This is a genomic window from Prevotella koreensis (assembly GCF_003977605.1).
Lineage (GTDB): Bacteria > Bacteroidota > Bacteroidia > Bacteroidales > Bacteroidaceae > Prevotella > Prevotella koreensis.
In genome coordinates this window covers 2,385,924-2,397,809 of sequence record NZ_RYYU01000001.1, presented here as the reverse complement: position 1 = coordinate 2,397,809, position 11,886 = coordinate 2,385,924, and the positions used below count along the sequence as shown (strand labels likewise).

Sequence of the window (11,886 nt, the reverse complement as noted above, 5' to 3'; positions counted from 1 at the left end):
ACTAATGATTAGTTTATTCGAACGCTCCCATGCGCAACATTTCCACTTCCTGCTCTGTGAGGAAACGCCAGTCGCCACGACGTAGGTTCTTCTTTGTAAGACCGGCGAATAATACACGGTCGAGTTTCAATACGCGATAGCCAAGTTTCTCGAAGATGCGGCGCACGATGCGGTTCCTTCCGCTATGTATCTCGATGCCCACCTGCTTCTTATCGAAACCATCATTGGCATACTCAATTGCATCGGCATGCACCTCACCATCTTCCAGTTCGATGCCTTCCTTTATTTGTTCAATATCCTCCTGCGCCACCGGACGGTCGAGGAATACGTGATACACCTTCTTCTTGAGGAACTTAGGATGAGTGAGTTTTGAAGCAAGGTCACCATCATTGGTAAGCAGAAGCACACCGGTTGTATTGCGATCGAGCCGCCCTACCGGATAGATGCGTTCCGGACACACGTTGTTAACTAAGTCCATTACGGTCTTGCGCTGCTGAGGATCGTCAGATGTGGTGACAAAATCCTTCGGTTTGTTGAGTAGAACATAAACCTTTTTCTCCGGAGATACCTCGTTTTCGTTGAAAACCACCACATCAGAACGCAACACTTTTGTACCCAATTCGGTAATAACCTCACCGTTTACTGTAACCTTTCCTGATGTAATAAACTGATCGGCCTCACGACGACTGCAAACTCCCGCATTGGCGAGGTATTTGTTCAAGCGTATCGGCTCGTTCGGGTCGATGTTCTCTTCCTTATATTCTATGCGTTTCTTCAGACTGTATTTTGCATTAGGATTATATCCCTGTGTACGTGGACGATAACCATATCCACCTGCATTATAACCGCCCTGCTGACGTGACTGGTAACCTCCGCGAGACTGATAACCGCCCTGCTGACGTGGCTGGTAACCTCCGCGAGGCTGATAACCATTCTGTTGACGTGGTTGGTAACCTCCATGTGGCTGATAACTACCCTGCGGACGTGGCTGATAACCACCCTGTTGGCGCGGCTGGTAACCACCTTGAGGACGTGGCTGATAGCCTCCTTGCTGGCGTGGTTGGTAACCACCTTCTTGTCTATTCTGATAAGCATCTTCCTGACGCGGCTGATAACCACCGTCATGACGAGGTTGATAGCCACCTTGCTGACGTGGTTGGTAACCGCCACGTGGCTGATAACCATTCTGTTGACGTGATTGGTAACCTCCACGGGGCTGATAACCGCCCTGCGGAGTGCGTGGACGGTAAGAACGTTGTGGAGCGTCACCCTGCAATACCGCACCGAATCCATCGGGACGGAAACCGCTATCTCCTGTCTCATCACTACGTGTTTCTACAGGACGTGAAGTGTGAATTCGAGGTCTTGGAGTACGACCCGCGCTACGATAATCTCTTGAATATCCGCCAACCGGACGGTAACCCTCACGGCTCTCGCCCTGTTCTGCAGAAAATTCCTCTGTCTTGTTTTCTAATTCTTCTGACATAATCTTAATTGTTTAAAACCTCACGGTGTTTAATTTATTATATTTTTTTAAATTGTTATTCGGTTAGTTGCATGTAGGCAACATTCAAATTCCGGTGTAATTATGCGGAGTTATGGCACGCAGTTCTGCTTTCACCTCATCACTCACATCAAGTTTTCCGATGAAATCGTGTATCGTTTCAGGTGTCATTTTCTCATTTGTTCGTGTTAGAGCCTTCAATGCCTCATAAGGATTCGGGTAGGCCTCACGGCGAAGAATGGTCTGTATGGCCTCTGCCACAACCGCCCAAGTATTGTCAAGGTCATCTGCGACTCTCTCTTCATTGAGTATCAATTTACGCAGTCCTTTCATAGTACTCTGTATCGCGATTACGCTATGACCGATAGGCACACCGATGTTGCGCAGTACTGTTGAATCGGTAAGGTCACGCTGCAACCTACTTACCGGCAATTTCTGTGCCAGGAATTGCAGAATGGCATTTGAAATACCGAGGTTTCCCTCACTATTCTCATAGTCTATGGGGTTCACCTTATGCGGCATCGCACTCGAACCAACCTCGCCGGCCTTTATCTTCTGCTTGAAATAATCCATTGAAATATACATCCAGAAATCGCGATCAAGGTCGAGAATAACGGTGTTTATGCGACGTAGGGCATCGAAAACAGCACCCAATTGGTCGTAATTGCTTATCTGTGTGGTGTATTGTTCTCTCACAAGACCTAATCTTTCACTCACAAAACGGTTGCCGAACTCTCGCCAATCGTAATCAGGATATGCCACATGATGGGCATTGAAATTACCGGTAGCACCACCGAATTTCGCCGTTATATCTATTGCTTTAAGCGAGTCGAGTTGCTGCTGCATACGATAGGCGAACACTCTCACTTCCTTACCCAATCGTGTTGGACTGGCCGGCTGACCGTGAGTCTTCGCCAGCATAGGCACTTCAGCCCATGTTTCCGCATAATCGTTGAGAAGTGCAATAAGTTCTTCCACCTGTGGAATGAACATTTCATCCAACGCATCTTTTAGTGAAAGTGGAACAGAAGTGTTGTTTATGTCCTGCGATGTAAGTCCGAAATGTATAAACTCCTTATATTTACTGAAATCACCTATCTTGTCAAGACGCTCCTTTATGAAATACTCTACGGCCTTGACATCATGGTTCGTGACATTCTCAATATCCTTGACATGCTGTGCATCATCCTCGCTGAAATTACGATAGATGTCACGCAGAGGTTCAAAAAGATCATGATTAAAATCTTTCAGTTGAGGAAGCGGCAGTTCACAAAGCGCAATGAAATATTCTATCTCTACCCTTACACGGTAACGGATAAGTGCATACTCTGAAAAATAGCATGCTAATGAATCAGTCTTTGTCCTATACCTGCCATCGATAGGTGAAATTGCTGTCAGTAAGTTAAGATTCATATTAATACGTTCTTCTTTATTCTCTCGAATTCTCTATAATATAAAATGACAATATAATTATATATATCAAATACTTGTTGATAGGTTAAGTTATCTTCTGGCTTTACGAAATCCTATTTTTTATCATCTATTTTAACCAAAATTCCCGCATCTCTTCTCTGAGAAGCGGGATTTTGCTTTGTGGGCGTTGACGGATTCGAACCGCCGACCCTCTGCTTGTAAGGCAGATGCTCTAAACCAGCTGAGCTAAACGCCCGTGCTTTACGAAAAGCGATGCAAAGATACAACGTTTTCACGAAACCTCCAAACTTTTCCTTATTTTTTATCGACATAAAGCAAAAAAACATTCTTACCAAGCCAAAATCAAAAACATCATAAGCAAAAAAAGAAAAGGCTTCACAACCTTTCGGAAGCGAAACCTTTTGCTTTGTGGGCGTTGACGGATTCGAACCGCCGACCCTCTGCTTGTAAGGCAGATGCTCTAAACCAGCTGAGCTAAACGCCCTCTTTTTTCTAAAAGCGATGCAAAGGTACATACTTTTTTTAAAACCACAAAATTTTTCAGAATATTTTTCATTATACATATAGAAAAAGAACAAAAAGCCGGATTTGATTAGAAAGAAAGACACAATTTAATTGGACAGAAAGACATAAGGAGTTTGGACAAAAAAATTTGTCTTTATGTCAAAACCATTATGTCTTTATGTCAAATCAATTTTGTCATTATGTCAAAACCACGTTCTGTCTTTATGTCAAAAAGAAAGTGCCTCTCCGATTTCGGAGAGGCACCTTATAAATATTTTATTAATCTGCTAAATTTTCAGCATATATTACTTAACAACCTGTACAGTAGCACGACGGTCGTAACTGATTGGAGACAGGATCTTAACGCCACCCTTAGCCTCCTTGCGAATCTTATTCTCTCTGATGCCCATCTTAACAAGCTCGCCAGCAACGCGGTCAGCACGCTTCTCAGACAGCCACTGGTTGCGCTTCGGAGTACCAGTTGCGCTATCAGCATAACCTGTAACGAGGAGGTTGCTGTCAGTTTCCTTGGCGTATTCAGCAAGTGCGCGAACGTTTACGAGGTCTTTCAGTTCTGCGATTTCAGTTCTATCGATATTGAAGAATACAGAGATCGGAGTAGCAACGAAACGCTCTGCAGGAGTATTGGTATCAGTGATACGGATTGTCTCAGGCTTAATCTTCTTCAGGCTGTCGATTTCAGCATCGCGGTCGCGAATGATGTTGTTCAAGTCGTTGATACGGCTCTCATAACCTGCGCGGATAGCGTCAACATCGGGAACCTGATTCCAGCCGGTCTTACCAACGTTGATTGTCAGGCCAACCTCAGCATAGAGTACGTTGTCGTGAGAATCCCAACCACGGTGACCTTCGTCAACATTATTGTCAATACCGTCAAAGTCTGACTCCCAACGATTCCAACCAGCCTCAATATTCAAAGCAACGCGCTTTGAAAGATTGAACTCGTTCAAGAGACCAACACCAAGACCCATTGAATAACGGTTAGCAGTACAGTTACGAGCGAAACCGCCACCTGCAAATGGAATGAAATTCCATACACGGTTCGGGTTGTAACCCAACAGCATGTTGCTCAAGTTGAACATTACCTGTCCCTGACCGGTCCAGAAGTTGAAACCTTTGCTTCCGGAAATCATATCATTATCTGTTGTCAACTTTCCGTTTGGAATATATATACCCGGTTCTCTATGAGTACCAACTGTACGTCCCCAAATACCAGAAGCCTTAACACGAAGACCCAAGCCCGGAGTAAACCACTTACCGATAGCAGCAGAAGCCTCGAAGTTTCCACGGAAACCCTTTGCGAGAGACTGACCCATGTTCAAGCCATGCTCCTGACCAGAATAAAATACATCATACTGTCCGCCGAGCTGGATGAACCAGTTGCTCCAGAATGAGTTTGTTGCAACGCTATACTTAGAGTAAGCGTAAGTGTCCTGTGCATTACCTGCTACAGAAACAGCGGCAAAAGCCAATGCGATTAAAAACTTTTTCATAATTAAAACTATTTATTTATTGATAAATATATAAAGTCTTTTTCAAATAACCTTAATACGATATTTGCTGCAAAGTTAATAATATTTTTTTAACTGCAATACATTTTTTGTATGTTTTTTACTTTTTAGGCAAAAAAAACTATTAAAATCGTTATTTTAGGGTAAATTTCCATATAATTACTCAAGCATTCGTTCTATATCATGCTGTTTAAGGATTGAAAGTATCAATTTACCATCAGGTGTGTAGTTGACATTTGATGTGGCAAACAGTTCAGCTACTATCGTTTCCATCTCGTCATTTCCCAACACCTGTCCATGAGGTATGGCAGCACTGCGTGCAAGACTCAATGCAAGCGAATGATTTATACCGGCCGTATCAACAACACCGTTTTCAATTGCAGAATCTACCATATCCTTTATCAACATACTGACATTCATACCCTCAACACCTGACGGAATACCGTTCACAGCATAACTGCCGCCACCAAGATTGGTAAGTTCGAAGCCGAGATGCTCCATCTCCGGCATTATTTTCTGTAACGTAACGATGTCGGAAGGTGGGAATTGAATCATCTCCGGGAACAATATTTTCTGCGAACGATGTCCGTTACTTTTCATTTGTTGCATATACCTATCATATAATATACGTATATGGGCACGCTCCTGATCTATTATCATAAGACCGGATTTCACCGCCGTCATTATATATTGCCCCTTATATTGATAATGTGTAGGGGCTTTTTCATCTATCAATCCCTCTCCTTGCGTATTGTCATCGTCAAACAGTCCCTTTTCTTCAGCAGTCTCAGGAATCAGTCCTTCGTATATTTTCTCCCAGTTTCTTGTTACATTATCTCGATGGTTCACATGTCTGCCACTCTCTTTGAAAGGATTATATTGAGGATTATAATCCACCTTTGGAGCAGCGAAATCATTGTCAGAGGAATCGAACACCGGAATATCAGGTTTCCCTTCCACGTCAAAATCTATTGTTGAGACATCATTGAAACGCCCCAACGAGTCTTTCACCGCAGCAGTAAGTATCTGCCATATCGCCACCTCGTTATCGAATTTTATCTCAGTCTTTGTGGGATGAATATTCACATCGATATTCTCCGGTTCCACGGTGAAGTATATGAAATAAGGTACTTGGTCACCTGCGGTTATCAGTCGCTCGTAAGCCTGCATCACTCCCTTATGGAAAAAGCCGTGCTTCATATATCTGCCGTTTACGAACAAATACTGATGAGCACCCTTCTTACGTGCCGACTCAGGCTTTCCCACAAACCCGGAGATACGACAAACCGTAGTATCCACGTTCACTGGAAGCAGGTCTTGATTTATTTTCTTACCGAACACATCTACTATACGTTGATGTATGGTCGCGGATTTCAGATTGAACACCTCCACACCATTGTTATGAAAAGTGAAACTCACCTGCGGATAAACGAGCACAATGCGCTCGAAAGCAGAAAGAATATTATTCAGTTCGGTGGTATTCGACTTCAAGAACTTACGTCTTACCGGAACATTGAAGAAAAGATTCTCCACCGAGAAGTTACTCCCCACAGGACAAGATGCCGGTTCCTGTTTCATCACCCGCGACCCACTTATCGACAACCGAGTACCAATTTCATCTCCGGCGACCCTCGTTTTCAGTTCAACCTGCGCCACCGCAGCGATAGAAGCAAGTGCCTCACCACGGAAACCCATCGTATTGAGAGCGAACAAGTCATCCGCCTTTCGTATCTTCGACGTGGCATGACGTTCAAATGCAAGACGTGCGTCGGTCTCCGTCATACCCCTACCATTATCTATCACCTGTATAGAGGTGCGCCCGGCATCGACCACACTGACATTAATCAGTGTCGCTCCGGCATCAATAGCATTCTCAACCAACTCTTTAATCACCGAGGCGGGGCGTTGTATCACCTCACCTGCGGCAATCTGATTTGCCACACTATCCGGCAAAAGTTGTATTATATCACTCATTGTTACCTTATTTTTCTAAGAGACCAAATACAAAATGGCCACGACCAATGCCACCAAGGCAATAGCGATGAACATGAGATTCCCTCCACTACCCGACCTGCGGCGGTTTATGTGCGGCGTATTTCCGGTAAACGCGGAACGGAAATCGGTGACACCGTGATTCTCTCGACCATCCACACATTCTCCCCTCGCCCGCCTTTCCAAGTCTTCCACGAACCGCTTCCTGTCGTCTGCATATATCATACGATGCTCGAAGCGGCGCGGCTTGCGCTGGCCGAACCACATCATAACTTAATCTCCCCTCCTTTCAGCGTCTCCACAATTCCGTCTTTTATCCTTTGCAACGGTGCTTCATGTCGAGTCTGCGGCTTCAAAACCTCCTCTTCTTTCTTGCCTCTTATGTTGAAAATATCATCTTTATCCACCGGACGAATCCCATCGAACCATGCAAACCCGTCAAGAAAATCCTTACCCGGCGGAATCTGCGACATGGGATAGGCCGTCCCTTCTGCCTTCGGAGTCCATATCTTCTGCAATTTCCCGGCCTTTAAGAACATCCTTATCGTATCCGTCTCAAGATAGTTGAGCATTATTATCGAACTGTCTTTCTCCTCCATCGGATAGAACACGGTGCGCACATTGCCTATTGCCTCGGTCTTACTCAGTTTCCCGTCATCGAAATAAGCAAACATCTCGCGCGACGACACCTGATTATAATGCGTACTGTCACGCAGCATCTCGGCAGAGAAGGCCTGCCCAATGACATGCGCACGTTCAACGGTAGAGTCTTTCATGAACACCTCAATCTTCTCTCCGAACATCTGTCTGTTGTCATTCCACACTATCGGGTCGCGATACATCGTCATACAAGAGTCTTTCGTGTTATACACAAGCGAGTCGCACACTGCCTGTACATCCTCTCTATAAGCGCGTACCTTATAATAACAATGTGCGGTTCTGAAAACACTGTCGGTATTTATATTATATGTATATAGGCGTATGGTGTCGGAATGAACATAAAGAGTATCTTTCTGCGAGAAGTCTTTCATCAATGGTCTTTTCGTTGCCATTGCCTCGCCAATGTTTTCGTTATACCAAAAATAATCACATTCCAGAGAGTTCTTGTTTTCCTTGTCCACATATACAACTTTATTGAAGCCCTCACTCACGCCACTCTTCTCATTATAAAAAAGACTGTCGGCCGTAATCTCCTTTTCCTCGTTCACCACCTTGCTCCGCCCGAAGAGTTCGGTCTGTCCGGTATTACTGTTATAGAATCCCGATGTTGTATTGATTGTACTTTCTTTTGAAATAATGCGCGAAGGACCCACCACATGCGCCACCGACGTGCGGGTGTCGTAGTGCAAGGTGTCGGTGTGTATCGTGAAATCCTCGTTACGCAGCGTGACATCATAGTTGAATATCGCCTTACGCGTATCGGTGCTATATTCTCCCCAGTCAGAAACGAGAACGTTTTTCTTGTCAACCATTCTTCCTCCTTCGAAGAAATATCCCACGCCATACAGTCTGTCGTAGTTCAGACTGTCGGTGTATAGAGTAGTGCCGCGATGCTTAAGCACCACGTTATGGCGTGCCTCAGCCATCTGGTCATTACCGTCATAATATGCTTTTTCGCTTGTCAGTGTCACCGAGTCGCCTTGCACCAGTCTGACATGCCCGAAAGCCTCGAACGAATTTTCCGTCTCATAGAAGAACGCACTGTCACATCGCAGCGTTGCCCCTTTATGACGGAACTGCACATTACCCTTGAGCACCTGCGCCCCCGGCGTGTTAGGGTCGAAACGATCATACATGAGCACATCGGCATGAACAAGATAAATCCTCTCGTCGGTCGTCTTCCGTCTCTTATGCTTACGCGGGCCGTTGCTCATCGCACATAGACCGAACAGGCATAGAATCACCATCAGAATGATTCTATGCCCGCCGAAAATCTGCCTTACATTATTCAATGCGGTCATTTCACCCAGCCTTCATATTCGAAATTGCAGTTACGGTAGCGATCTTTCATGTAAACATAAGTGGTGCGCAGTTTGTTTTTCACCCACGCTTTCAGGAATTCCTCCCTGCGCTTTGACAGCACCACGTCTTTCATCACTTGGAAATCTTCGGTTATCGTGGCACGATGTCCCTCGATTCTCGACTTCAATTTCACTATCGCGCAAACCGTTTTGCCTTTCTCATTCACCATTTGGAAAGCATTTGAAATCTCTCCTACCGACATCTTTTCCACCACTCTCGCCACTTCGCTCGGCAGGTCTTGCATGCGGAAACGCGATGTGCGACCGGCCTCCGAATAGTTGGCCATCAGTCCGTGGTTATTCTTCGTGTCCTTATCATCAGAGATATAAGACGCTGCCACGTCGAAAGTGAATTTACCTTCACGTATATCCGTCGCGGTGGAATCGAGCCTTGCTATTGCATCATCGATTGATGCACGGCTCACTTTCGGCTTCAACAAGATATGGCGGCACTTGATTTTCTCACCTCTCTTGTCAACAAGTTGAATAATATGGAATCCGAACTCCGTCTCAACAATCTTTGAAATCTTATTTGGGTCGGTAAGATTGAATGCCACAGAAGCGAATGCCGGGTCGAGTGTTCCTCGTCCGGCATAGTCGAGTTCGCCACCTTGTCGTGCCGAGCCCGGATCTTCCGAATACAGACGAGCCAATGTCGCGAACGTCGTTTCGCCGCTTGTCACGCGTTCGGTATATGAGCGCAGGCGGTCTTTCACGTTGTTCAGTTCTTCCTGTTCAATTCTCGGCTGGCGCGTTATTATCTGCACCTCCACCTCTGTCGGAACGAACGGCACACTGTCTTGCGGAATATTCTTAAAATAAGCACGCACATCGGCAGGTGTCACTGTAAGATTACTCACCAGTTTTTCCTTCATTCTTTCTATCATCTGGCGGTCGCGATATTCGTCGCGCATCTGCAATCTCATCTGTGCCAGCGTCTGGTTGCGGTATTCTTCGAGTTTCTCACGCCCTCCGGCAGCATTTATCAGATAGTTTATCTGTTGCTCCACGCCCTGCGTTATGTCGCTCTCGCTCACCTCGATACTGTCTATTGCCGCTTGGTGCAGATAGAGTTTCTGCACTGCTATCAGTTCAGGAATGGCACAGTCGGGGTCGCCGTTGAGTTTAATACCTTCCATCGCGGCCTGCAGACGCATCACCTCCACATCCGATTTCAGTATCGCCTCATCGCCCACAACCCATATCACCTCATCCACCACAGACGATTCGCGCGGTGGTTGCAGATCTTCTGCCCCGACAGTACTATCCGCCGGAGCATCATTTTGTGCCATGACGTTCCCGCCCCTGCTCTCTGTCACCTTTCCGGAGCGTGCCGTCATACTTGCCGAAAGAACCAAAAGCCCCATTGCGGCAAGTGCTATTTTTCTTAAAATTCTCATCAATTATGTTTGTTTACGGTGCCCACAACATCATCGTTCACCACCACTTTATATCTCTTGCGCAGTTCGTTAACCCACGCTTTTTCCATTTCCTCCTGATAGTCGGCAGTGACCAGACCGCGCACATCATCGTAACTTTCCGGTCCTTTCTTGAGAAGTTTGCCGTAAGTGGAATCGATAGGGAAGTCTTTCATCGGTGTCAGCGTGGTGTCTTTCTTGAACACCATCTTGTCTATCACGGCATTGTCACCCTCCTTGAATATGCCTTTCTCCACGCGAATACGGAGAACCGAGTCGGCATTGAACGTAGTGCGCAGTTTCTCTGCCCACTTATCGAATGCCAATCCCTTAACACACTGTGCCACGGCTTTCTTGTCTGCCTCGTTCTTCACATGGTAAGCCATGCCTTTGAAGCGTGGCTTGTCCCAAGCATAGCGTTTCTTATTCTTTTTGAAGAACTTCTGCAAGCCTGCTTCATCCTTAGCAGCCTTCTCCCATACAGTGCGATTGCTTATCTCGTACAACAGCAGTCCGTCGTAGTATTCGCGTATGAGGTTCTTCATGTCAGAGTCCGATTCCGCCATTTCCGCAGCGCGACGGTCGAGAAGATTCTTCTCTTCCTCCACCATCTTTGCTTTCTGTTCACCGGCAAGATTGTCAATATCGTCTTTTATCCCGAGTTTCTGGGCTGCCAGTTCTTTCACTCTTCTGTCTGCCACGGCATCGCGCAGGTTTCTGCTCTCCATCCATTTCAATATGTCGGGACGCTCTTCCTCGAACGGGCGCAGATACTTATGCTCGTGCATTTTGAATATTACATATCCCATAGGCAGCAAGAACGGACTGCTCATCTCACCGTCTTTCAGTGAGAACAGTTGTGCGGCCATATCTTCCTGCAATTGACTTCTCGTCAGCGGAGGCAACTTTCCGCCACGAATTGCCGTACCTTTATCATCTGAATGCAAGCGTGCCATTTCTGAAAAATCGGCACCACCGAGCAGTGCGGTGTAGATAGAGTCTATCCTCGTCTTCTGCCTGTTCTGCTCTGCCAGCGGTGCATCGGGGCTCAGCGAGAGCAGTATATACGATGCCATTGCCTGTCCGTCGGGGCCTATCTGTTCCACAGTAGAGTCATATATATTGCGCGCTTCTTTATCCATCATTTCGTCAGTGGCGAACGTTGGACGCACCTGCTGATTGCGATAGCCGAGAAACTCCTCCTTGAACGAGGTCAGGGTGTCGAGGCGTGCATCAAGAGCCGCCTGCACTTTCAGTTTATAGTTCACGAAGAGATCAACATATTCTTTCACCGACTTCTTGTCGATTACTCCATTTGCGTTGTTCTTATTGTAAGAGTACTCAAATTCCGAACGACTTACAGGCTGTCCTGCAACAGTCATTATCACCGGGTCTTCGCTCTGTGCGAATACCATTACTCCGCAAAGGAGCATGGCTGCTACGAGAAATGTCTTTTTCATTATATTATATTCTTTCAATTT

8 protein-coding genes and 2 tRNA genes are annotated in these 11,886 nt (G+C 46.0%); all 10 read right to left on the bottom strand.

Annotated features, from left to right (window positions below):
- Nucleotides 1–13 precede the first annotated feature (13 nt).
- The 10 genes from EHV08_RS10220 to EHV08_RS10175 all read right to left on the bottom strand — a co-directional run bounded on the left by EHV08_RS10220 (nt 14) and on the right by EHV08_RS10175 (nt 11,865).
- Nucleotides 14–1,486, bottom strand: a complete 1,473-nt coding sequence (locus EHV08_RS10220) for a pseudouridine synthase (protein ID WP_126679172.1) — start codon at nt 1,484–1,486, stop codon at nt 14–16.
- Nucleotides 1,487–1,570: 84 nt separating this feature from the next.
- The gene (gene purB / locus EHV08_RS10215) at nt 1,571–2,917 is read right to left on the bottom strand and encodes an adenylosuccinate lyase (RefSeq protein WP_126679171.1); all 1,347 of its coding nucleotides are present in this window, start codon (nt 2,915–2,917) and stop codon (nt 1,571–1,573) included.
- A 181-nt stretch (nt 2,918–3,098) separates the two neighbouring features.
- Nucleotides 3,099–3,173: transfer RNA gene (locus tag EHV08_RS10210), tRNA-Val, on the bottom strand.
- Nucleotides 3,174–3,347: 174 nt separating this feature from the next.
- Nucleotides 3,348–3,422 (bottom strand) — tRNA-Val (locus EHV08_RS10205).
- 325 nt (nt 3,423–3,747) lie between these two features.
- A complete protein-coding gene (locus tag EHV08_RS10200; protein ID WP_126679170.1) occupies nt 3,748–4,956 on the bottom strand; it encodes an OmpA family protein in 1,209 nt (402 codons plus the stop codon).
- A gap of 177 nt (nt 4,957–5,133) precedes the next feature.
- Nucleotides 5,134–6,948: a DNA mismatch repair endonuclease MutL gene (gene mutL, locus EHV08_RS10195; RefSeq protein WP_126679169.1), complete on the bottom strand. Its 1,815-nt coding sequence runs from the start codon at nt 6,946–6,948 to the stop codon at nt 5,134–5,136.
- Between the two features lie 15 nt (nt 6,949–6,963).
- Nucleotides 6,964–7,236 (bottom strand): hypothetical protein, encoded by a 273-nt coding sequence (locus tag EHV08_RS10190; protein WP_126679168.1) that lies wholly within the window; start codon nt 7,234–7,236, stop codon nt 6,964–6,966.
- The gene (locus EHV08_RS10185; protein WP_126679167.1) at nt 7,233–8,927 is read right to left on the bottom strand and encodes an OstA-like protein; all 1,695 of its coding nucleotides are present in this window, start codon (nt 8,925–8,927) and stop codon (nt 7,233–7,235) included. The genes EHV08_RS10190 and EHV08_RS10185 overlap by 4 nt, the downstream gene beginning before the upstream one ends.
- The gene (locus EHV08_RS10180; protein ID WP_126679166.1) at nt 8,924–10,387 is read right to left on the bottom strand and encodes a peptidylprolyl isomerase; all 1,464 of its coding nucleotides are present in this window, start codon (nt 10,385–10,387) and stop codon (nt 8,924–8,926) included. The genes EHV08_RS10185 and EHV08_RS10180 overlap by 4 nt, the downstream gene beginning before the upstream one ends.
- Nucleotides 10,387–11,865, bottom strand: a complete 1,479-nt coding sequence (locus tag EHV08_RS10175; RefSeq protein ID WP_126679165.1) for a foldase protein PrsA — start codon at nt 11,863–11,865, stop codon at nt 10,387–10,389. The genes EHV08_RS10180 and EHV08_RS10175 overlap by 1 nt, the downstream gene beginning before the upstream one ends.
- Nucleotides 11,866–11,886: the final 21 nt, after the last annotated feature.

Coding starts and splice junctions, on each gene's coding strand:
- purB (WP_126679171.1), bottom strand. CDS start 2,917: ATGAATCTTAACTTACTGACAGCAATTTCACCTATCGATGGCAGGTAT.
- mutL (WP_126679169.1), bottom strand. CDS start 6,948: ATGAGTGATATAATACAACTTTTGCCGGATAGTGTGGCAAATCAGATT.
- EHV08_RS10190 (WP_126679168.1), bottom strand. CDS start 7,236: ATGATGTGGTTCGGCCAGCGCAAGCCGCGCCGCTTCGAGCATCGTATG.
- EHV08_RS10220 (WP_126679172.1), bottom strand. CDS start 1,486: ATGTCAGAAGAATTAGAAAACAAGACAGAGGAATTTTCTGCAGAACAG.
- EHV08_RS10175 (WP_126679165.1), bottom strand. CDS start 11,865: ATGAAAAAGACATTTCTCGTAGCAGCCATGCTCCTTTGCGGAGTAATG.
- EHV08_RS10185 (WP_126679167.1), bottom strand. CDS start 8,927: ATGACCGCATTGAATAATGTAAGGCAGATTTTCGGCGGGCATAGAATC.
- EHV08_RS10200 (WP_126679170.1), bottom strand. CDS start 4,956: ATGAAAAAGTTTTTAATCGCATTGGCTTTTGCCGCTGTTTCTGTAGCA.
- EHV08_RS10180 (WP_126679166.1), bottom strand. CDS start 10,387: ATGAGAATTTTAAGAAAAATAGCACTTGCCGCAATGGGGCTTTTGGTT.